Origin of the sequence: Methylobacter sp., assembly GCF_004322395.1 — a bacterium.
Taxonomy (GTDB): Bacteria; Pseudomonadota; Gammaproteobacteria; order Methylococcales; family Methylomonadaceae; genus Methylobacter_A.
Genome location: NZ_SCTW01000051.1, coordinates 45,728 through 66,176, shown reverse-complemented (window position 1 = coordinate 66,176; position 20,449 = coordinate 45,728). Strand labels below are relative to the sequence as shown.

The following is a 20,449-nucleotide window of genomic DNA, read 5'->3' as shown; positions in this document are numbered from 1 at the left end:
AAGCTGAGAGATATTACGCTGGTTCATTGGTTGTAGGATAGGTAGATGCTATAGCCGAAACCCATCATAAACAATCACCTATACGATGGGTTTCACTTCGTGCTTTACAAGTCGCTACGATCTACCCATCCTACGCGCTAAAATTTAAGCGATTCAGCAAACGCTAGAAATGCTATATTCAATATCGCCAAGCCAATCAACAGACAAATTGTTATCTGCATTCCCAGCACTCTTTTATGTAAATCCTTTGCGGGAAGCCCCATAGCGTGCAATATTCGCTCAATCAGTAACGTGGTTCCAAGTATATGGATAAGTATTTTTGGTGCGCCGTTTAATTCCAATGTTAATAAAAGCATTAGCGTTATAGGAATGTATTCCACTGCATTCGAATGAGTGCGGATTGCTAATTGCAGTTCTTCATTTCCCATTTCCGCCGTCGCCAACGCTCACTCGATTTTGTCTACGAAGTTTTATTACCGGAAAAGCAAGTTTCACTATTAATAAGGCCGATAACAATGCGTATATTGACGTAATCATGGCTCTTTACTCCGTAAGGAAAACTCGAAAATATCTTCTAAGCAGCACGCTCGATCATTTTATCCGCCTGCTCGGCAAATTGCTCAAGGTTGCCTTTTTTAACGGTATCTACCGGAATAACCAGCGCCGTGCTCAAATTGATATAGATATAAACATAGCGTTTGCCGTATTCCACCCGAACCAAATCGGCCCAGGCCATTTTATGTTTGCCGCTGGGTGATTTTTCCAATAGATAAGCAGGATTGGCGGGATCTATAGTCAGCGTATAGGTGCCGAACATATTGATCTTTTCTTTAGCGGTATAGTTTTTAAGTATCTGTCTGCGTAAATCCAACATCATAATTTTAGGCGAAAAAAACGCCCAGAGCATTGCAATACCGACAATATACCCGGACGATTTCATATCGCCATAGTAAAAATAATAAAACGAGCCGATCAGCGCCATGATGCCGGGCACTATCCAACGGTTTTTTCTGATATTGTTTTGTATCTCCTCATTTCTCATGAATTGCATTTCATTAAAATGGATTAAATCTTCTTCGCGGAATTCGTATTCAATTTCAAACATGTTTTAGGTCTTTGTAAAAGTTTATAAAAAGTAACTACGCAAGTGATAACGCGCACAGGTACATAAAAAAATTCTAATGCATTTTTATTGTTGCATGAGCGCTACGCCTGAATAGATTAGAAAGCGTCAACATTGACGTTCTAAAATAACCATGTATAGCCACCTGATGCATTTTATACAGGGACAGATAAACCACTCTGGCGATAAAACCTCCGATACTGACCGAGCCCATCAGATTACCCATCAGATTGCCGACCGTAGAATATTTGCCGAGAGCAACTAGCGATCCGTAATCGAGATAAGCATATTTGACCAGCTTGCCGCCCTGTAAACGGTTGATAATCGATTTGCTTATCGTCGTCGCCTGCTGATGCGCGGCTTGCGCTCGCGGCGGCACATTGCCCTCATGTCCAGGCCACGGACAAGCAGCGCAATCGCCTATCGCAAAAATATCATCGTCATTGGTCTTCAGGGTTTCATCGACCACCAATTGGTTGATCCTGTTAACTTCAAGCCCATCCAGGTCTTGCGTCCAATCCGGCGCTTTAATGCCTGCCGACCAGACTTTAAGGTTCGCCGGTATCACTTCGCCATCGTGGGTATGAACGCCCTCTTTGGTTACCTCGATCACTCGGCGGCCCAGTTTAAGGTCAATCCCTAACTTGACCAACTGTTGTTGTGTTGCATTGGCTAATTTAACCGGTAACGCGGGCAACAATTGAGTCGCCGCTTCAATAATAGTCAATTTCACATCGCTGGATTCATCCAGACCGTAAACCGCCAGCAGATTGGTCACCTCGTGCAATTGCGCCGACAACTCGACGCCGGTAGCTCCCGCGCCAATTATAACGATAGACAGGGTCTTATCGCCCGCGTTGTTTTTACCGGCATGGCTTTTAATATACGATTCAACCAGCTGTTTTTGAAACTTAAACGCCTGCGTGGTAGTATCCAGGAACAGGCAGTGTTCCGCCACGCCCTTGATGTTAAAAGTGTTACTGATGCTGCCAACCGACATCACCAACGTATCGTAACTGAACGTCCGTCTGGGTATTAATTCCTCGCCGCTATCGCTTAGCGTAGGGCTGACGTAAATTTCCTTTTTCTGCCGGTTCAGGCCTTCCATCTTACCCAACCTGAAGCGGAAATGATTCCGATAAGCCTGGGCCAGATATTCAATCTGTTCGGATTCATCCAGCGTACCGGCTGCAACCTCGTGCAACAACGGCTTCCAGATATGCGTCGGCGTAGCATCCAGCAACGTAACCTCCGCCAGACCTTTTTTACCTAGTTTTTTACCCAAACTGGTGGCAAGCTCAAGACCCGCCGCCCCGCCGCCAACGATCACTACCTTGTGTTTTTCATTATTCTTATCAGTCATTGCCATCCCCCTCAAAAAACATTATTTTCCTGCTCGGTAGCATTATATCGAATCAACCCCGTAATGACCGATTTTACTAGGCGTTGATTTACAATAGGCTGAGTTTGGACTTTAGAATTAAATCACAAAATATAAATAAAATTCTTACACGCAGTATTAAAGCACATAAATTCTTACGTGTGGCAACGTACAGATCGCTCCCGATGTTGAGGTTATATTATTTTTCAAGTTTAAGACGAAGCTAAAGCATATAAGTGGCTCGTCTCTAAACTGGGTTTCCTGTAATGGGAATTTTTTATTCTTTGATACAACGTAAGGAGAATAGCTATGGCTTGGGATCAAATAGAAGGCAATTGGAGACAGTTTAAAGGTAAAGTGAAAGAAACCTGGGGTGAATTAACTGATGACGAGATCGATCAAATTGCGGGCAAACGCGATATATTGCTAGGTAAGCTCCAGGAACGTTACGGCATGAAAAAAGATGAAGCTGAACGAAAACTCAGAGATTTCGAAAATCGAATTCATTGACCGTTGAGTTTGCCTATTAGGACAAAAAGAGAGACTGCCTTTTAGAATAAATCTATTATTGTTGATAATAATACTTATACATATTCAAGGCTATCTCTCTTACAGGGACATCGGTTGACTTTATCCTTTAGTTAACCATAGGTTTGCATAATTTTACTTTCGACTTGGTCATTTCATAAGAGATGAGAATATCTTCATACAATACAGCCAAGTTGGCTCCAGCTATTTTGAATAATGCCCTTATTGAGCAGGTATTTAGCCACAATAAATATTAAAAATAGAAACCAGCTGGTCACCAAAGGGCCGTAGATGACCACAACATTCAAAGGCGATCCCAGCTTGGCTCCATATCCGAATTAGGGTTGGAAGGGAGTGCTATTTATTGCTGCTGGGTTTATCACAAAATAGTAAATAAATAATTTGTATTTATAAGGCAAACATCTAAACTAAGCCGCGAATGGTAATAATTATTTGGTTGGCTATATAAAACTATTCATAAATCATAATTCATACAATTATTTATAGTAGGAAATACAGATGAAAAAATTATTAGTGGTATTATTCGCTGCCTTTTGTTCATTCAATGTTATTGCTTCGCCGGTAAACATCAATACCGCTGATGCAAAAACAATAGGCGATGCCTTAACAGGCATAGGCTTGAAAAAAGCCGAAGCTATTGTTAAATACAGAGAAGAAAAAGGTCCATTCAAAACGGTGGAAGATTTGGTTAATGTTAGTGGAATCGGGGCGAAAACCGTCGAAAAAATCAAACATGATATCTTATTAAGCGATGTCGTTGTTGCGGATCAAAAGGTAGACGAAAAGGCTAATAAAAAGATAGAAGAAAAAACCAAATAATTATTTAGTAATATTTCAAGCGACTAGCAGCCGCTATTATGCAGGGCTGCTGGTTTTTACCGTTAAAGTTCCTTTTAACGTACACTATTTTGGATAATCGTAAGTTAAGTGCGGTTATCTCCATTCATAAACGATCGTTATTTTAGCAATATAAGATCGCAACAAAATATCACCAAGAAATCCCGTGTGATTGTTACCTCTATCCCCAAGCTGTAACGGCGAGCAGATAATAACCGCAATTATTGCCGAGCAAAAACAGACTGATTAAAAAATGCTGTAGAATGATCAAAAGGCATGAATCAGTTCACGTTATCCTGTACCTACAAATTATTGATGTGGTTCTTAGTTTGTAAGCGTTTGTTGTCGAATATGCAGAATAGCAAACTCGGATTGCTGGTATTAAGGTTGTTTTTAATCGCAATGGTTTAATATGAAATGAATGAAGAATACGAATACGACGATGAAGAGGTTGAATATTACGCAATTCGGCCTAATAAAACTCAAATAAAGAAAGACATGGCTGCGCTTTTTGCTGTAAGCGAAGAAATGTCCGAGTTATCGGCGGGGCAATTAAAAACTTTGGAGCTTCCTGAAGTTATCAATAAAGCTGTCGTGGAAGTATCGGGAATGGCCCATAAAGGTGCGAGAAAGCGGCTGCTGAAATTTATTGCCGGCCAACTCCATAAGATAGATGCGGAACCCATTTTAGAAAAACTGGCGCGTATTAAAAATAAAAGCGCCCATGCAGTCAGGGAACATCATATTGCTGAGCGCTGGCGAGATAGGCTGATTGCCCAGGGCAGCGATGCGTTGACGGAATTGCTTGATGAACAGCCTCATGCTGACCGGCAATTATTAAGGCAATTATTGCGCAATGCCCAAAAAGAGGCCGAAGCCGGTAAACCGCCTAAATCTTCCCGCTTGCTTTACCGCCAGTTGAAAGGCTTGTTTAAGGTTGAAGACGAGCCGGATGATGAATCAGAATTTGAGGATGAGCAGGAAGTCGATTAGACATGGCGGTAATCTAATAACTGTTAAACAAATCCATTTGCCGGCGATCAGCCTGCCCGGAGTTATTTTTCAGTGATGACAGCGTAATCCCCAATAAGCGCACATTCCGCCTGCCTATATCGGTATTTTTCAATAAATCTTCAAGAATGAAACCCAGACTGGATGTTGCTGTAATGATATCAGGCAGCGTCCGGCTGCGGGTAATCTGGACAAAATCATGGTATTTGATTTTTACAGTCAGGGTATGGGCGACCAGTTTCTTTTCGTCGACTTTGCTTAACGCCTTTTCCAGCAAGCTTTGCAAATGCATAAGAGCATCCTGTTTAAGCTGAATATCTTGTTGAAAGGTCATTTCCACTCCTATCGATTTTCTAATGCGATAGTTGCTGACAGGGCGGTTATCTATACCTCTGGAAATGTTGTAATAGTGCAGTCCGGCTTTGCCAAAATAGTGCTGTAACATTTCCAACGGTTGATCTTTCAAGTCCTTACCGGTTTTAATGCCCAACGATTGCATTTTTGTCGAGGTTGCCTTGCCGATGCCATGAAATTTTTCGACCGGAAGCTGTTCTGCAAAGCAGGCGCCCTGCTCCGGGGTGATTAAATAAAGCCCGTCCGGTTTGTTAATGTCCGAGGCAATCTTGGCCAGGAATTTGTTATAAGAAACGCCGGCCGAAGCAATCAGCTGGGTTTCCTGTTTAATCGTTGCCTTGATGGCTTTGGCAATTAATGTCGCAGAACCTTGATGCAAGCTTACATTGCTGACATCCAGATAGGCTTCGTCCAGGGAAACGGGTTCAAAAAGATCAGTGTACTCGGCAAATATTTTTCGGATGGCTATCGATGCTTCTTGATAAGCCTCGAAGCGGGGTTTTACAAATATAGCTTGCGGACATAAACGGTAAGCGTGAGCTGAAGACATCGCAGAATGGACGCCGTATTGCCTGGCTTCATAGCTGCAAGTCGCGACAACGCCGCGAGAGTCGGGAGCACCGCCGACGATCAGCGGCTTGTTACGGTATTGTGGAAAATCGCGTTGCTCTACAGCCGCAAAAAAAGCATCCATATCAATATGAATGATTTTGCGGGTAGAGTTCATCCTAGAAAACGCGGTTCAGCCACGGATGAACAAAGAGTTGTATTAGTTCTTTGCAGCACCATTTGGGGTAAGCGCCAGCCTCGCTTAACATAGTGTTTTATCTGTGTTTATCCGTGGCTAACTAAGATTTCCAGGTCTATCGATGTTATTTTGCGGAGTTGTTCGTTTCCGGTAGATGCAGTTCTGCGGTCACATTCCAATCGGAGAAAGGAAAGGGCATAGTTTCCGTATTAAAGGTCAGGAACAGCAGAATATGATAAGTATAAGTGGAAAGACTGCGTCCGAAATTAAGAATATTGACGTTAGCTTTGCCAGTCAATAATGCTGATGCCACCTGCAAGATAATAACTGCCCAAAGCAACATTCTGACCAGTCCGCCGATAGCCGCAAAAACAAGCATAAAGAAAATTCTTTTCCAGGTGCTGATTTGTGTCAAGTTGTAGTTTATTTGTTCATCCATCGTTTTTAACCTCGGTTCATAATATCGCGCAAATCAAGAGCAGCAGCGTTGCAACGAGCTATATAATTTGCCATAGACAGAGAATAGTTGGCGAAAAGACCGTAGCCGCTACCATTCAAAATCATCGGGCTTAAAATGGGGGTTAGTGCATTTTCCAGCGCTTTAATCATGATATCAACGGTACGCATGGCTCGTTTGTCTAACAAAATATCCTCAAAGTCATGTTTGATGGCTCTGAGTATATGTAGTAATGCCCAGCTTGCACCGCGCGCTTCATAGAAAACGTCGTCAATCTCAAGCCAAGTTACTTTGGCTACGGTTGTGCCTTTTTCATCAGCCGCTTCTCTCTCGAGTTCGGTTAATCCGGGGCCATAGTTGCCGCTGGCGCTGTTTGCAGTCAACCGGGTGGAAAGTCCGCCCAGACGCTTAATCACAACCTCGGTGTATTGCCATAGGTTGTCGGCGCGGGAATAAAATTGCGCCTGTTTTACCGGGCCGCCGTATTTTTGCAGACGCTCCATGTATTTATGCAAAGCCTCAATACCTTTTTGATACTCGGCTTCCGTCGACGGCAACGCCCATGAGTCGTTTTCGTAATAGAAATAAGGTTCGGCAACAGCAAGATCAGGATCTTCAGCCGATTGGGATTGATCCCTGGCAAAGTGATTTCTTAATGCCGATGTGGCGTCACGCAGCATGACTAAAGCGCCATATTCCCAGTTGGAAATGTTGTCCAGAAATACGCCGGGAGGCGCGACATCATTAGTAATATAGCCGCCGCTTTTATGCAATAGAGTCTCGGCGATATGGGCCAAGGTATTAGTATAGACATAGCCGACAGGCATGTTTTCAGTGGAGTGTGTTTCTTCGGCGCGTTTTACGGCTTCGTCCATAACGTTAAACTGCCCAGGCTCTCTACCCCACCAAGCACCCAAGAAGATCAGGATGACCACTACAACCGCGGTAAAGGCACCTAGGCTCCAGAGTATTCCTTTTGATTTTATATCGTTTAGTGTATCGTTTGCCGCCATTTTCGATGTCCCGTAAAGAGGAGGTTTCGTAGGGTTGAAATTTTTTTCGCCCTTACTGCTTTTTTCTATGAAAAAATTCGCTACATAGTAGCAGGTTTTTTAGTAGTTTGCTTATGGCGCAAACCACTATAATGGTTTTTTTTTGGCTCTTGGATGGGCTTTATCATAGATTTCAGCCAGATGCTGGAAGTCCAGGTGAGTGTATATCTGGGTCGTACTGATATTGCTGTGTCCTAGCAGCTCTTGAACGGCTCTTAAATCCTGGCTGGATTCAAGTAAATGGCTGGCGAAAGAGTGTCTCAACATGTGCGGATGTATATGTTCTGCAATACCTTTTTTCTTGCACCACAATTCCAGTCTTAATTCAATGCTGCGCTGGCCGAGCCGGGTTCCGCGCGTTGAAACAAATAACGCAGGCTCAGTGAGCGGAGTTTTTAAAACGCGCTGATGCAGCCAGTTTTCGATAGCGGTAACGGCTTTGCTGCCTATAGGCAATACTCTCGATTTGCCGCCCTTACCTATGCGGACGATCAATGTATTATCCGGCAAGTCCAGGTCGGTTAAATTAAGCGCAGCCAATTCACTAAGCCGCAGGCCGGATGAATAGAATAGTTCAAACATGGCCACATCGCGGAGTTCGAGCAACGAACTTGTACCCGCTTCCAGCAAACCGGATAACTGATCGACATCCAGAGTTTTAGGCAGCTTTCTGGCTTGTTTGGGCGCTTTAATATGTTGAGCGGGATTGGCAACGACGTGGCCTGCTTTTAACAGATAATTATAAAAACTGCGAATGGCGGACAGCTCGCGTTGCAGGCTTTTGCTGCTCAGGCCTTTCCGGTGACGGTTGGCTATATAAGCGCGAATATCGGTGTGCTTCAGGTCAGCCCATCCGGTTACGGCCTTATCAGTGCAATAGCGGGATAGATGCTGAATATCACGCTGATAACTTTTTACGGTATTTTCCGAGGCGCGAACTTCAACGGTGAGCTGCTTGAAAAAATCAGCCAGCATCAACTCGGCATCAGGGTGCATATTAATTTTGCTGCAACAAAGTGATCAGCCGGGTACCTATGATTTCGCTCATTTGGTTTAAAAACAGATTGCCCATGCTGTAATGAAACCTGCCCTCTTCTCGGCTGCCGATGGCTAAAATCCCTTCCAATTCAGTAAATGCCATTGGAATAATCGCGCAGGATTTCACTTCAAACGCCAACTCGCCGAATAAAACTCTCGCCTGAGCCATCGTCGGCCGGCCGCATTTTGGCTGACTGCTGGCCAGCTCGCCGGCAAACGGTTCCAGGTCTTTGCTGTCCGGCTCAATAAACAGATTGGTAATAGCGGTATCGGGATTGTGTTTGATGATCCGCACTGCAACAAAGTCGATCAAAAAATATTCCGACAGCACCGTATCAAGATTGGCAACGGCTTCTTCCAGCGTTGTGGCATCCAGCAGCGCCAGGGTCAGTTTGTGCATACGGTTCAAAGAGGTGTCGTTATCCCTGGCGATCTCTATCAGCGCAGTGAGCTGGTTTTCCATATCATGGTGCCGGCTTCTAAACAGTTCCAGCTGTTTTGAAATGAGGGAAACCGCATTGCCGGTAGGATGAGGAATGCTCATGTGCTCCAATAAACTCAAGTGTTCATGAAAGAACTCGGGATGTTTCCGTAGATAGTCTTCTACCTGGGCTGAAGTAAGTTCAGGGAGTTGTTCGTTCATAGCGTTATTCGTCCTTCAAAAACAGAAATAGCGGGCCCAGTCATCAAAACCGGTTCGCCGCGGCCCAGCCAGCTGATAGCCAGCGTTCCACCGGGCAGGTCAACACTGACAGTATGATCCAGCAAGTTTTGTTCAATGCCGATGACTACGGCGGCACAAGCGCCGCTGCCGCAAGCCAGGGTTTCTGCGGCGCCGCGTTCGAACACTCGCAGTTTGACATGTTGGCGATCGATGACCTGCATAAAACCGACATTAACCCGTTCAGGGAAAAAAGCGTGGCTTTCCAAAGCTCTTCCCAATTCAGCTACTGGAGCGGTTTTAACATCAGTGACTTGAATGACAGCGTGTGGATTGCCCATTGATACAGCACCAAAAGCTTTTTCAGTATCGTTGACTTTCACGGTATAAAACCGGGACTCTTCTTCTGCCAGCAAGGGGATTTCAGCAGGTGCATGCCTTGGAATGCCCATATTGACGGTGATCAGGTTGTCCGCGTCAAAACGTAGCAACAATTGGCCTGAATTGGTATCGACGCGGATTTCATCCTTGTCCGACAACTTTTTATCGCGAACGAAACGTGCAAAGCAACGCGCGCCATTTCCGCATTGAGCGACTTCTCCGCCATCGGCGTTAAAAATACGGTATTTGAAATCGGCATTGGAGTTTGCTGCCTTCTCGACCAGTAACAGCTGATCGAAGCCTATGCCAAAGTGCCGGTCGGACAGCAGCCGGATTTGCTCGGATGTTAAGGCGATGTGTTGATTGATCGCGTCAATGACCACAAAATCATTACCGAGGCCGTGCATTTTAGTGAAGTTGATCATTTAGTCGGTGTTTTACACTAGGTAAGTGAGTTTAATTATTTGATAACTATTCGGCGGCTAAAAAAATAGAACGCAGATGACGCTGATATTTATGATTGAATAAGATTTTTTGAATTATCCTGAGAAAATCAGCTGATCGCCATTTTGAGGTTATCTGCGTTTATCATAATCATCTGCGTCGCCTAGAGGCGCCTACTTTTGGCATCCGTGTTCCATTTCTCTATGAGCTGAATAGTTAAAAATTCACGGCAGCAAATGCTCGCCCGCCCAAAGCTGCGCAATCGTTTCTCTTTCTCTGATCAAATGAAGACTGCTGCCATCGACAATCAGCTCAGCCAAGCGCGGCCTGGAATTATAATTCGAACTCATCGTAAAGCCATAGGCGCCGGATGAACGTATCGCCAGCAAATCGCCTTGGGCAATTTTAAGAGGACGGGCTTTGCCCAGGAAATCGCCGGTTTCACAGACCGGCCCGACTATGTCCCACGTTATTTCCTCAGCATCGCTTTGCAGGCTTACCGGAATAATGTTTTGCCATGCGCTATATAAAGAAGGCCGTACCAGATCATTCATGGCTGCATCGACGATAGCAAAATTTTTATTGGCCGTCGGCTTAAGATATTCAACTTGAGTCACCAGAATACCGGCATTGCCGATGATAGCGCGACCCGGTTCCAGTAAAATTTCAAAACCTGTCCTGAGCTTACCGAATGAATCGGTCTTGCCAAGTCGCGCCAAAATAGCCTGAATATACTCAGTAGGCTCAGGCGGTTGTTCATCCTTATAACAAATGCCTAAGCCGCCGCCGAGGTCCAGATGATGCAGCTTAATCCCTTCGGCTTCAAGCGTTGCAACCAAATCCAGTATCTTATCCAGCGCGTCCAGAAAAGGCCGGGTTTCGGTCAACTGCGAACCGATATGGCAATCTATGCCGGTCACTTCGATATTGGGCATAGCCGCCGCACGGCGATATTCAATCAAAGCCTGCTGAATGTCTATGCCGAACTTATTTTCCTTTAAGCCGGTGGAAATATAAGGGTGGGTTTTTGCATCGACATCGGGATTTACCCGAAAAGACACCGATGCAATAACGCCCACTTGTCCTGCCAACCGGTTGATCCGATCCAGTTCGCCGCTGACTTCAATATTAAAACAGCGTATGCCGATCTTTAATGCCGCCAGAATTTCATCTTCACGCTTGCCGACACCGGAAAACACGATTTTTTTAGGATCGCCGCCGGCGGCAATAACCCGTTCCAATTCACCTAAAGAAACGATATCGAACCCCGAACCTAAACGGGCCAATAGATTAAGTATCGCAATATTGGAATTGGCTTTTACCGCATAACAGATTAAATGCGCTTGTTCGCCGAAAGCTTGATCGAAAGCCTTCCAGTGCCGTTCCAGCGTAGCTCTTGAATAGATATAGCAGGGGCTGCCGTATTTATAGACGATGTCCTGAACAGCAATATCTTCAGCGAAGAGTTCGTTGTTTCGATAATTAAAATAATCCATGGTTATTTGCTTTTTTCGGGCTTAGGTTCTGGTTTTGGCGCTGCTTCAGGCTCAACATGAATCGGTGCTGCTTGACTCGGCAAATAAAGCGGGCCCGGTTGTCCGCAGCCTGAGATAACCGGGATTAGCAGCAAAAGCAGTAAATTATAAGGTTTCATGGCGCGCTATCATTCATCATTATTGGAAAACATAACTGGAGAGAGCGATTAATCGCTGCTACAGTCATTGTAAGTAATGGCCGATATAATAAGCTGAATTGGAAGAAAAGGCATTACAAATGGAGCCACAATTGCGATTTGATCCAGCGCAGACAAGCCACCTTAAACTGATTAATGACCGAAACCGATAAAACTTGACCTTGACATCCCATGTTTTTATAAAAATCGCGGGGTTTAAGTGCTATCATTGTTACAAAAGTAAATTAAACTGATCATATCCTATGGCCGAATCCAAATTCCCTCAGTTAATAACTATTGAAAATTCGCTGCAAACAAACGCGCAAATACTTGATTCTTCACATTGGGGAGAGGATTTTTCATGGGAGCAGTTACAATCCATAAGCCATTATTTTAAGCCTTATTCCGCATCCAAAGGAATGGTGATTTATAAAGAAGGTGAAATAGGAACTTCTATGGGAATTATTGTTAAGGGAGCTATTGGGGTTTATAAAAATGATAAGCTGATTTCAACCCTGCGGGTTGGACGTACTTTCGGTGAAATGTCGGTGATTGATGCGCAACCCCGATCAGCAACGGCCCGCGCGGAAGAGGAAACTGTTTTTTTGGCATTAGACAAAGCCAGTATGCTGATCTTGGCTGACAAGCATCCTACTTTGGCGTTTAAAATTGTATGGAATATTTCTCGTGCGTTGAGCCAGCGGCTTAGGCTTACCAGCGCTCAATTAGCGGAATTTTTGGAATCTAATATCATCTGATAAGCAAGCGTTGTACTTATGGATAAATATTCCATCGACTCTAATGACTTTTTTAAAAAGGCTTGTTTTTTTGAAGCGGCCCTGATTTTAGTCGCGATATTTTTAGGTCAGATAGCCAACATTAATCCTTTCGCTTACCTACATTTTTCAGAACTAGCCATTGTTTACGGCATAATAGGGACAATCCCTTTATTCTTGTTATTTCGGATCATGGAGCAGATACAGGCAGAACCGATAGTAAAGATTAAAAACATACTATTTGAAACCCTAGGCACCGGCTTGCACCGTTATCACTGGACTGATTTATTGATACTGGCGTCAATTGCCGGGCTATCGGAAGAACTGTTGTTTCGCGGCGTTATCCAGCCTTGGATAGAGTCTTCATGGGGCATGACGGCAGGCTTGGTGGGCGGCAATATTATTTTTGGTTTGGCTCATGCTGTGACGCCGCTTTATGCTGTGCTGGCGGCTTTAGTAGGCGTTTATTTAAGTCTATCCCTCGATTATGGCGGCAACAGAAATTTATTAACTCCGATAATTATTCATGGCTTGTATGATTTCCTGGCGTTTGTCGCTCTAATACGCGCCTATCGGGCAAGTATACAAAAGAACATTAAAATTTAAACCAAAATCACTTAAGTCACTTGACAAAAAAACCGCTGACCCCATACTCGGCAATGAACACGAATAATCGTTTTTAAGTTTGTTATTAAATTAGAACATTAATTTTTAGGAGACAATAAAATGGCTATCATACGTTACGAACCTTGGGGTTTACTGAATCAATTACAAAAAGAGCTGTCATCTTCAAGGGACGATAGAGCAGGTGAGGGTTCGATTGCAACCGCCGAGTGGGCGCCTGCGGTTGATATAAAAGAAGAAGCTGACAAATTTGTTATCCATGCCGATATTCCCGGCGTCAAGCCCGAAGATATCGAAGTCAGCATGGAAGCAGGCGTCTTGACCGTAAAAGGCGAAAAAGAATCCGAAACCAAAACTGAAAAAGAAGGCTATAAACGAGTCGAAAGAACATCCGGTTCTTTTTACCGTCGTTTCAGTCTGCCCGATTCCGCCAACGGCGAAGCAATCAATGCAAAATGCAAACTCGGCGTATTGGAAATAGTCATTCCTAAACACGAACCTGTCAAACCAAAGCGCATCAATGTAACTTCGGAGGAATAATTTCACGCACTCCCATTTCTCCGTAAAAAACGGGTTTTATAAAAATTAGGACAACCTTAAGAACTAGATACGGATTGCATCAAAACCTGAGAGGCAACCTAATAGGAAAATACGATGCCAAAAGTCACTTTAGCTAAGTATTTGAAAGTCAATCGTTATTTATAGTTCTTTTTGCTTGTTCATTATCTTTTCGTGTTCATACCCATGTCGGAGATTTTTTCTCTATATTATTTTCTTTAAGCCCAAATGGCTTGATGACTTTTAGATTGGGAGGTGTGACGGCAGCAGGGCTGACAAGCCTCTGCTTAGGCTATACAAAACTTACGATTAACCTAAAACTGTAGTTGGAGTAAACGTGTAAGCTTTCGTGCCGAACCTGTTGAAACATGAACGGCTTCTTTACTTCCAATTATTGGGGGTGAATATTTCAAAATCCCGCGCCCTTTCGACAAAGCTTTTCTGAGCCATAGTCGAAAGGGGCTCAGGCGAACAAAACGAAAAAAATTTTCAACTGCGGTTTTTAAGGGTAACTGTTTTACCGTTACGCAAAAATAAAATCTACCTGGGCTTTTTCCAGGCTAATTCAATTGTAATCGGGCAGGCATAGCATGCAGTACAAAGATTACTACAAGATCATGGGTCTATCCAGAAACGCCACCCAAGACGAGGTCAAGCGGGCCTATCGTAAGCTGGCGCGCAAGTACCATCCCGATGTCAGTAAGGAAAAAGGAGCCGAGGCAAAATTCAAGGAATTGGGCGAAGCTTACGAAGTACTTAAAGATCCGGAAAAAAGAGCCGCTTACGATAAGCTAGGCAGCAACTGGAAAGCGGGCGAGGATTTCAAGCCGCCTCCAAACTGGGATGAAGGCTTCGAGTTCAAAGGCGGCGGTTTTCCCGGTGGCGGAGCCGGTGTTTTTAGCGATTTTTTTGAGCAATTGTTCGGGCGCGCCGGGTTCCATACAGCGGGTCGAGAGCAGCACGGTTTCCACATGCGAGGACAGGACAGCCATGCAAAAATTTATATTAACCTGGAAGACAGTATACGAGGCGCAACGCGCAATATTTCCCTGAGTTCGCCTGAAATGGATGCGCAAGGCTATGTGCAGGTTAAGCAGCGAAGCCTGAACATCAAAATCCCCAAAGGCATTAAACCCGGACAGCATATCCGGCTCTCGGGTCAGGGCGACCCCGGTTCAGGCGGCGGCAAACCCGGCGACCTGCTGCTTGAAATCGCCTTCAACCCTCATCCGCTGTACCGGATCTCCGACACCGACATTTATCTGGATGTGCCTGTCACTCCGTGGGAGGCCGCGTTAGGCTCTAAAATCAAAGTGCCTACACCGGAAGGGAATGTTGACCTGAAAATACCGCCCAATTCCCGTCAAGGCAGTAAACTGCGTTTAAAAGGCCGCGGATTACCCGCCAAAATACCGGGAGACTTCCTCGTAGTGCTGCAAATCGCCCTACCGCCTGCAAACACCGACCGCGCAAAAGCGGCCTATCAAAAAATGCAGCAAGAACTTGATTTTAACCCGCGCCTATCTCTGGGGGTATAAAGTTTATGAATTCACATGACTTATTGCCAGTTCATACCGGAACAGTCATTGAAGATGATAGCCTGACTTTGGAGCAACTGTGCCATGCTTGCGATGTGCAAACGGACTGGGTTATCAGCTTGGTTGAAGAAAGTATTATCGAACCGCAAGGCAATGAAATACATGTGTGGCGTTTTTCAGGAGCAAGCTTGGTGCGGGTACGCTCTGCGCTAAGGCTACAACGCGATTTGGGTCTTAATCTGGCCGGTATCGCATTGGCATTGGATTTGATGGAAGAGCTTGAAAAGCTGCGTGCCCAACTAAAAATAGTGCGGCATGATTAAGAATATCGGGATTACAAAAAACGCTCAGCATTAAGATAAAGAATCTTCCTCATAAAAAAGCCGCACTGGTTTTTCCAGTGCGGCTTTTTATTTGGTTATTGCCAGCTTCGTTAACTAGGGTTGTGAATAAAACCCGAGCTAACGAATCTTATGCAATTTTTACCAATCCAACTGAACACGTGTTTCAATAACGTCCAAATCGGCGTTATTGAAAGCTTGAGCACGAGTATTTGCAGTCTGAACTCCAGCAGTGGAAATATTGTTAACACCTTGGGTATTAATATCCAGCGCATGAATATAGTTAGCCATTACGCGAACATGAGAATTGGGATACCAGTTAATACCAAACTTGGCAGTTGACGCCCGGCCGCCTCTAATCACGCCGCTATTCAAGTTAAGTGCATCGTAACCTGCGGCCACTTCCCATGCTCCCCAGCCGCCTTTCATATCAAAGTTGCGATTGGGCTTTAAGCGATCCCAAGCACCAGTTTTAGCTTTGTAAGCGCGCGATTCGCCGGTTAAAAAGTAGGTCATATAGCCGTAGTAACCATCCAGGGTTTCACCGTTGTTATAGCCTCTACCGGAAATATTTGTCGCGATATATTCGCCTTGTGCTGAAAACGGTCCATAAACCAGAGCAGATTCCGCACCAAAGCGGGTGAAATGATTTACTTGATTACCCGTTGCTATATTACCCGAAGTCAAGGTACCCGTATTTAATATAGCGGTACGGTCTACGTTGTTATTAAGGCCGTGGGCGAATGCAATACTACCGTTACTAAACGTACCGTTAGCAAGGTAATTGTTATTAACATCGACGTACGACCCTGAGGTACCCACATGCAGGAATTTGGTTTTGCTTTCCATCCACGGCAAGCCGGTCACACGGGCATTGACTTCCCAGTTAGTATCGCCACTGCCGTTGTTGCGGTTAGCGTTTCCGTTAGTATTAAGTGAACTGTTGCTGGCTCCGTTGGCGCCAACGGGCTCGGTTTGCAACGATGTGCCAACCTGCCAACGTTCGGTTGCATAGTTAGCGCCTATACCCATTTTGTAAGTATTAAGGTCATCGACGAAAGTGTCGACTGCCTGATTACGTTGTATGAACGTGATATAGCGGTTGCTGGTGGCTTCTTCTAAACTGAACGGCTCTTTAAAGGCACCGAATTTAACTGAAAACGGTTTGGAAAAATTATAACGAATAAAAGCGTCGGTAACTCCGGCCCCAGTCGTGCCGTTACCCCGAGTAAAATCGTACTCAAATTTGTAATCTGTATCTTTGAAAAAAGTACCTTCAATACCCAGACGGGCACGACGAATCGACATGCCATCAGCTAATGCGTTGGTTGTATTACCGTTGGTAGCGTTGGCGACTTGGTTGTTAACATTGGTCTGAGAATCCACCTGCAAACGACCGTTAATTCCAGCGGTAAAATTACCGTCTTTGGTTGCGAAATGTATACCATCACTAAGCTTCACATGAACTGATTCAGGTCCTGAAGCTTCTGCGGCGTGTTCTTGCAATGCCTTAATTTCATTTTGCTTTAATGCCAAATCTTCACGGATAGCTTTAATTTCCGCTTTATCTAAGGTATCTGCTTTATCCGCCGCTTTCGCAGGAGCATCCTGAACCTTCTCGAAAGAGCCCAACAGTTGTCTATGTGGACCGGGTTCTGCATAAATCTGTTTGGTTTTGGTATCAACATAAAGTTCCATGGCAAAAGCGCCGGATGTTGCGCCTGCACCTAAAACGGTAGCGATTGCCAATGTAAGTTTAGAAATTTTCATATTTTGCTCTTGGTTATTATCAAAAAGTCCGAGCAAGAATATGGAAATAAGATGACAACTTAATGACAGTTTTATTACAGTTTGATGACAGCGCAACAGATCGCCAAATAAGTTGTAAATCCACAAAAAATTGAGTCTATTGGTTGCAGTACCTGTAATTAATAATAAAAAAACAATAAGTTACTTATTAGCCTTTTAGCAACAAAGGCTCCATGGGATAGACGCTAACCTGAGATAATCCTCAACTTCAAGCCGATATATTTTTACGATTCTTTAAAAACCAGTTCAATTCGAGTACCGCCTGTCGCAGTAGCGCTACTTAACTCAAGCCGCGCTTTATGCAGGTCGGCAATCTCCTTGACGATTGCCAGCCCCAAGCCGCAGCCGTCGCCGGGGCTTCCGGGGATACGATAAAATCGCTCGAAAACTTTGTCCATTTCAATCTCCGGTATGCCTGAGCCGTCATCTTCAACACTCAAGCGAGTCGATGGATAAGACTCGATTTTAACTATAATATTGCCCTGGTCATGGCCATAACAAATGGCGTTATCCAATAAGTTAGCCAGCAACTCCCGCAGCAGCACCTCATCGCCGCGTACATGCACTGGTTGTTCCAAGCCTTCAAAGCTGAGCTCCATGTGCCGCTGCAATGCTTTAGGAACCCAATCCATACAGGTTTCTTTAGTCAGTTTGCATAAATCCACCGGCCGTAATTCGTAAGCGCCATCGATCGGTTCCGAGCGGGCTAAAATCAATAATTGCGTAGTCAGATGCGACATGCGGTCCGCGCATCCTTGAATTTGCATCAAGGCGGGTTTCATCGCGGGTAAATCCTGTTCGCGCTGTGCGCGTTCGACTTGCAGTTTCAGGCCTGCCAGCGGGGTTCGCAATTGATGCGCGGCATTGGCGATAAAGCGTTGCTGGGTTGCGATAGCCGAACCCAAACGCTCCAGCAAATCGTTGATCGTATCGGTCAACGCACGCACTTCCAAAAAAACATGCTGTTCCGGAATGGGCCGCAAATCGCGCGATGAGCGCTGGGCTATTTCATCGGTCAATGCATGCAGCGGTTGCAAACCGCGTTTTACGCCGACTACCAAATAAATACCGGCCAGTAGAACCAGCGTCATCTGCGGTACAAGGTCGGCCAGCAAAATATCCATCATCATGTTCCGCCGTTTATTTAAGGTCTCCGCAACATGGACGAATACCTTTTCCGAACTATGCTCGGGCGTAATCAGCATGGATACCACCCTGACCGGTTCGCCATACATCTCGTCGTCAAAATAAACGGGCCGCGACCAGTCGGTTTCTATATCAAAGGGCTCGGGAACGAATTTGTCCCCCGCCAACATGCCTTTTTCTTCGGAGATAATTTTAAAGTAGGTTTTGTCCGACTCGTCCCATTTGAAAATCTCCAGTGCGGCAGGCGGCAACTCGACGAACACCTTGCCTTCCTGCGCTTTGATTTCCTGGGTTAACGACCGCGCGGAATCGAGTAGCCAGCGATCGTAAGCCACGTCGACATGATGCAAAGTAACAAAATAAGACAATACGGACTCGATGCTGATAAAAAAAATCAACGGGATCGACAACCGTAGAAGAATCTCGGTTTTAAGGCTGCGCTTTTGCTTTTTATTTATCATCCGACCGTTCCAGTAAATAACCGAGACCGCGCACTGTCCTGATCACCGCATCATACGGTTCGATACGTTTACGCAATCGGTGTACGTAGATTTCAACCGCATTATCGGTCAGCGCGTCGCCATCCACGGCCAGGCGTTGCGCAATACGGTCTTTGCTGACGACTTTGCCTGCCTGAAGCAGCAGTATTTCCAGTACGCCGTACTCCCGGGCCGACAAACTAATCGCCTGCCCGTCTACCAGGACTTGATGGCTCTGGGTGTCCAGTACCAGACGGCCGATTACAATATCATTGCTAAAACCGCCATAGCAGCGCCGAATCAGCGCGTGAACCCGTGCCTCCAGTTCCCGGAGCTCAAAAGGCTTGGTCATATAGTCATCGGCACCCTGTTTAATACCGTTGATCCTGTCGTTAATTCCGTCTCGCGCCGTCAATATCATGATAGGCAACGGAACCTTGCGGCTGCGCAGCCTACGCAATAACTCCAACCCGTCCATATCCGGCAGCCCCAAATCCAGCACGACCAAATCGAAATCCTGCGCCTGAATCAATTGTTCGGCGTAACCGCCGGTAATCGCAGAGGTAACCGAATAACCGCTATCGCTCAAGGTATGAGTCAAGCCGTCGGCCAGAACGGGATCGTCTTCTATTAATAAAATGTTCATATACTCAGGACGTTGTGAAAGGTTCTTGAAAGGTTAAGAAACTAGGATAAGTCTCATCGGGATAAATGGCGAATGCTGTTTAAATTTGAAGTTGTCTTAAATTGGGGAAGAACATGAAAACGTTAACTAAAGAGATACAAGCCTCTATTACCCCCACCATGGCATTAGAACTGCTAAAAGAGGGCAATAAGAGATTTATCAACAACCTTAAAGTAAACCGCAACCTGTTACAACAAGCAAATGAAACATCCGACGGGCAACATCCGTTTGCGGTTATTTTAAGTTGCATAGATTCCCGTACCTCGGTTGAGTTGATTTTTGACCAGGGCTTAGGGGATGTGTTCAGTATTCGCATTGCGGGCAATATTATTAATGAAGATATTTTAGGCAGCATGGAATTCGGCTGCAAAATAGCCGGCGCTAAAATCATAGTAGTTTTAGGCCATACAAGATGCGGCGCCATAAAAGGAGCTTGCGATCATGTCGAAATGGGCAATCTGACAGCGCTATTAAGCAAAATACAGCCTGCTGTTTATGATGAAAAAACCGTACTGGAGAGTCGCAATTCAAACAATGATGAGTTTGTTGAAAAAGTCGCCGCAATCAATATAAAAAGAACAGTTCAGTCCATTATGCAACGCAGCCCTATCTTAAAGGACATGATTGAAACGGGTGCGATCGGAATCGTTGGAGCTAATCATGATATTACAACGGGGAGAGTAAGTTTTTATGCTGACACCCTGATATTACCCCATAGAGCCGTTTTAAAATCGGCTGCTGTCGAGGAAATTGAGTATGCATAGTTGTCGCAGAAAGGGATTTAA

At 45.0% G+C, this 20,449-nt stretch carries 23 protein-coding genes; 9 read left to right on the top strand and 14 right to left on the bottom strand.

Annotation, left to right across the window (positions count from 1 at the left end; translation table 11 throughout):
• Positions 1–137: 137 nt before the first annotated feature.
• The 3 genes from EPO18_RS07820 to EPO18_RS07810 all read right to left on the bottom strand — a co-directional run bounded on the left by EPO18_RS07820 (position 138) and on the right by EPO18_RS07810 (position 2,486).
• Positions 138–428, bottom strand: a complete 291-nt coding sequence (locus EPO18_RS07820) for an MAPEG family protein (RefSeq protein WP_292432719.1) — start codon at positions 426–428, stop codon at positions 138–140.
• Positions 429–574: 146 nt separating this feature from the next.
• Positions 575–1,105, bottom strand: a complete 531-nt coding sequence (locus tag EPO18_RS07815) for a YcxB family protein (RefSeq protein ID WP_292432717.1) — start codon at positions 1,103–1,105, stop codon at positions 575–577.
• A gap of 73 nt (positions 1,106–1,178) precedes the next feature.
• Positions 1,179–2,486, bottom strand: coding sequence for an NAD(P)/FAD-dependent oxidoreductase (locus tag EPO18_RS07810; protein WP_292432715.1), 1,308 nt, complete (start codon positions 2,484–2,486; stop codon positions 1,179–1,181).
• Between the two features lie 327 nt (positions 2,487–2,813).
• Here EPO18_RS07810 and EPO18_RS07805 point away from each other — a divergent pair, with 327 nt between their 5' ends.
• The 3 genes from EPO18_RS07805 (at position 2,814) to yjgA (ending at position 4,883) form a co-directional block, all read left to right on the top strand.
• On the top strand, positions 2,814–3,014 hold the full coding sequence (locus EPO18_RS07805) for a CsbD family protein (RefSeq protein ID WP_292432713.1): 201 nt from the start codon (positions 2,814–2,816) through the stop codon (positions 3,012–3,014).
• 537 nt (positions 3,015–3,551) lie between these two features.
• A complete protein-coding gene (locus EPO18_RS07800; RefSeq protein WP_292432712.1) occupies positions 3,552–3,872 on the top strand; it encodes a ComEA family DNA-binding protein in 321 nt (106 codons plus the stop codon).
• A gap of 435 nt (positions 3,873–4,307) precedes the next feature.
• Positions 4,308–4,883: a ribosome biogenesis factor YjgA gene (yjgA, locus tag EPO18_RS07795; RefSeq protein WP_292432710.1), complete on the top strand. Its 576-nt coding sequence runs from the start codon at positions 4,308–4,310 to the stop codon at positions 4,881–4,883.
• Between the two features lie 13 nt (positions 4,884–4,896).
• Here the strand turns inward: yjgA and dinB are convergent, their stop codons facing one another.
• From dinB to lptM, 8 genes are all read right to left on the bottom strand, one after another.
• Positions 4,897–5,982: a DNA polymerase IV gene (gene dinB, locus EPO18_RS07790; protein ID WP_292432708.1), complete on the bottom strand. Its 1,086-nt coding sequence runs from the start codon at positions 5,980–5,982 to the stop codon at positions 4,897–4,899.
• A gap of 145 nt (positions 5,983–6,127) precedes the next feature.
• Entirely contained in the window at positions 6,128–6,442 is a 315-nt protein-coding gene (locus EPO18_RS07785; RefSeq protein ID WP_292432706.1) for a DUF4389 domain-containing protein, read from the bottom strand.
• Between the two features lie 5 nt (positions 6,443–6,447).
• Positions 6,448–7,473, bottom strand: a complete 1,026-nt coding sequence (locus tag EPO18_RS07780; RefSeq protein ID WP_292432704.1) for a DUF2333 family protein — start codon at positions 7,471–7,473, stop codon at positions 6,448–6,450.
• Between the two features lie 126 nt (positions 7,474–7,599).
• A complete protein-coding gene (gene xerC, locus EPO18_RS07775) occupies positions 7,600–8,508 on the bottom strand; it encodes a tyrosine recombinase XerC (RefSeq protein ID WP_292432702.1) in 909 nt (302 codons plus the stop codon).
• A gap of 1 nt (position 8,509) precedes the next feature.
• Entirely contained in the window at positions 8,510–9,193 is a 684-nt protein-coding gene (locus EPO18_RS07770; RefSeq protein ID WP_292432700.1) for a DUF484 family protein, read from the bottom strand.
• Entirely contained in the window at positions 9,190–10,017 is an 828-nt protein-coding gene (gene dapF, locus EPO18_RS07765) for a diaminopimelate epimerase (RefSeq protein WP_292432699.1), read from the bottom strand. The genes EPO18_RS07770 and dapF overlap by 4 nt, the downstream gene beginning before the upstream one ends.
• Positions 10,018–10,260: 243 nt before the next feature.
• The gene (lysA, locus tag EPO18_RS07760; protein WP_292432696.1) at positions 10,261–11,532 is read right to left on the bottom strand and encodes a diaminopimelate decarboxylase; all 1,272 of its coding nucleotides are present in this window, start codon (positions 11,530–11,532) and stop codon (positions 10,261–10,263) included.
• Positions 11,533–11,534: 2 nt separating this feature from the next.
• Positions 11,535–11,690 (bottom strand): LPS translocon maturation chaperone LptM, encoded by a 156-nt coding sequence (gene lptM / locus EPO18_RS20800; protein WP_472850880.1) that lies wholly within the window; start codon positions 11,688–11,690, stop codon positions 11,535–11,537.
• Between the two features lie 281 nt (positions 11,691–11,971).
• Between lptM and EPO18_RS07755 the strand changes: the two genes are divergently transcribed.
• From EPO18_RS07755 to EPO18_RS07735, 5 genes are all read left to right on the top strand, one after another.
• Positions 11,972–12,466, top strand: a complete 495-nt coding sequence (locus EPO18_RS07755; RefSeq protein WP_292432694.1) for a Crp/Fnr family transcriptional regulator — start codon at positions 11,972–11,974, stop codon at positions 12,464–12,466.
• A gap of 18 nt (positions 12,467–12,484) precedes the next feature.
• Positions 12,485–13,090: a CPBP family intramembrane glutamic endopeptidase gene (locus EPO18_RS07750; protein WP_292432693.1), complete on the top strand. Its 606-nt coding sequence runs from the start codon at positions 12,485–12,487 to the stop codon at positions 13,088–13,090.
• Between the two features lie 120 nt (positions 13,091–13,210).
• Complete coding sequence (locus EPO18_RS07745) at positions 13,211–13,648, top strand: Hsp20/alpha crystallin family protein (RefSeq protein ID WP_292432691.1); 438 nt, start codon at positions 13,211–13,213, stop codon at positions 13,646–13,648.
• Between the two features lie 608 nt (positions 13,649–14,256).
• Positions 14,257–15,204 carry a DnaJ C-terminal domain-containing protein gene (locus EPO18_RS07740; RefSeq protein ID WP_292432689.1) on the top strand — a complete coding sequence of 316 codons (948 nt, stop codon included), beginning with the start codon at positions 14,257–14,259 and terminating at the stop codon, positions 15,202–15,204.
• Between the two features lie 5 nt (positions 15,205–15,209).
• Positions 15,210–15,527 (top strand): chaperone modulator CbpM, encoded by a 318-nt coding sequence (locus EPO18_RS07735; RefSeq protein ID WP_292432688.1) that lies wholly within the window; start codon positions 15,210–15,212, stop codon positions 15,525–15,527.
• A gap of 159 nt (positions 15,528–15,686) precedes the next feature.
• On the opposite strand, the gene EPO18_RS07730 is transcribed toward EPO18_RS07735, so the two are convergent.
• From EPO18_RS07730 to EPO18_RS07720, 3 genes are all read right to left on the bottom strand, one after another.
• Complete coding sequence (locus tag EPO18_RS07730; protein ID WP_292432686.1) at positions 15,687–17,315, bottom strand: OprO/OprP family phosphate-selective porin; 1,629 nt, start codon at positions 17,313–17,315, stop codon at positions 15,687–15,689.
• Between the two features lie 263 nt (positions 17,316–17,578).
• Positions 17,579–18,961 (bottom strand): sensor histidine kinase N-terminal domain-containing protein, encoded by a 1,383-nt coding sequence (locus EPO18_RS07725; protein WP_292432684.1) that lies wholly within the window; start codon positions 18,959–18,961, stop codon positions 17,579–17,581.
• Positions 18,951–19,625 (bottom strand): response regulator, encoded by a 675-nt coding sequence (locus EPO18_RS07720; protein WP_292432683.1) that lies wholly within the window; start codon positions 19,623–19,625, stop codon positions 18,951–18,953. Before EPO18_RS07720 ends, EPO18_RS07725 begins: the two co-directional genes overlap by 11 nt.
• A 113-nt stretch (positions 19,626–19,738) precedes the next feature.
• Between EPO18_RS07720 and EPO18_RS07715 the strand changes: the two genes are divergently transcribed.
• Positions 19,739–20,428 carry a carbonic anhydrase family protein gene (locus EPO18_RS07715; RefSeq protein ID WP_292432681.1) on the top strand — a complete coding sequence of 230 codons (690 nt, stop codon included), beginning with the start codon at positions 19,739–19,741 and terminating at the stop codon, positions 20,426–20,428.
• Positions 20,429–20,449: the final 21 nt, after the last annotated feature.

Excerpts from the sequence above, each read along its gene's own strand:
- dapF (WP_292432699.1), bottom strand. The coding sequence starts at position 10,017 with ATGATCAACTTCACTAAAATGCACGGCCTCGGTAATGATTTTGTGGTC.
- EPO18_RS07770 (WP_292432700.1), bottom strand. The coding sequence starts at position 9,193 with ATGAACGAACAACTCCCTGAACTTACTTCAGCCCAGGTAGAAGACTAT.
- EPO18_RS07745 (WP_292432691.1), top strand. The coding sequence starts at position 13,211 with ATGGCTATCATACGTTACGAACCTTGGGGTTTACTGAATCAATTACAA.
- EPO18_RS07750 (WP_292432693.1), top strand. The coding sequence starts at position 12,485 with ATGGATAAATATTCCATCGACTCTAATGACTTTTTTAAAAAGGCTTGT.
- EPO18_RS07780 (WP_292432704.1), bottom strand. The coding sequence starts at position 7,473 with ATGGCGGCAAACGATACACTAAACGATATAAAATCAAAAGGAATACTC.
- EPO18_RS07715 (WP_292432681.1), top strand. The coding sequence starts at position 19,739 with ATGAAAACGTTAACTAAAGAGATACAAGCCTCTATTACCCCCACCATG.
- lysA (WP_292432696.1), bottom strand. The coding sequence starts at position 11,532 with ATGGATTATTTTAATTATCGAAACAACGAACTCTTCGCTGAAGATATT.
- EPO18_RS07725 (WP_292432684.1), bottom strand. The coding sequence starts at position 18,961 with ATGATAAATAAAAAGCAAAAGCGCAGCCTTAAAACCGAGATTCTTCTA.
- EPO18_RS07735 (WP_292432688.1), top strand. The coding sequence starts at position 15,210 with ATGAATTCACATGACTTATTGCCAGTTCATACCGGAACAGTCATTGAA.
- yjgA (WP_292432710.1), top strand. The coding sequence starts at position 4,308 with ATGAATGAAGAATACGAATACGACGATGAAGAGGTTGAATATTACGCA.
- EPO18_RS07820 (WP_292432719.1), bottom strand. The coding sequence starts at position 428 with ATGGGAAATGAAGAACTGCAATTAGCAATCCGCACTCATTCGAATGCA.
- EPO18_RS07810 (WP_292432715.1), bottom strand. The coding sequence starts at position 2,486 with ATGACTGATAAGAATAATGAAAAACACAAGGTAGTGATCGTTGGCGGC.
- xerC (WP_292432702.1), bottom strand. The coding sequence starts at position 8,508 with ATGCACCCTGATGCCGAGTTGATGCTGGCTGATTTTTTCAAGCAGCTC.
- lptM (WP_472850880.1), bottom strand. The coding sequence starts at position 11,690 with ATGAAACCTTATAATTTACTGCTTTTGCTGCTAATCCCGGTTATCTCA.
- EPO18_RS07785 (WP_292432706.1), bottom strand. The coding sequence starts at position 6,442 with ATGGATGAACAAATAAACTACAACTTGACACAAATCAGCACCTGGAAA.
- EPO18_RS07755 (WP_292432694.1), top strand. The coding sequence starts at position 11,972 with ATGGCCGAATCCAAATTCCCTCAGTTAATAACTATTGAAAATTCGCTG.
- EPO18_RS07730 (WP_292432686.1), bottom strand. The coding sequence starts at position 17,315 with ATGAAAATTTCTAAACTTACATTGGCAATCGCTACCGTTTTAGGTGCA.
- EPO18_RS07805 (WP_292432713.1), top strand. The coding sequence starts at position 2,814 with ATGGCTTGGGATCAAATAGAAGGCAATTGGAGACAGTTTAAAGGTAAA.
- EPO18_RS07800 (WP_292432712.1), top strand. The coding sequence starts at position 3,552 with ATGAAAAAATTATTAGTGGTATTATTCGCTGCCTTTTGTTCATTCAAT.
- EPO18_RS07815 (WP_292432717.1), bottom strand. The coding sequence starts at position 1,105 with ATGTTTGAAATTGAATACGAATTCCGCGAAGAAGATTTAATCCATTTT.
- EPO18_RS07740 (WP_292432689.1), top strand. The coding sequence starts at position 14,257 with ATGCAGTACAAAGATTACTACAAGATCATGGGTCTATCCAGAAACGCC.
- dinB (WP_292432708.1), bottom strand. The coding sequence starts at position 5,982 with ATGAACTCTACCCGCAAAATCATTCATATTGATATGGATGCTTTTTTT.
- EPO18_RS07720 (WP_292432683.1), bottom strand. The coding sequence starts at position 19,625 with ATGAACATTTTATTAATAGAAGACGATCCCGTTCTGGCCGACGGCTTG.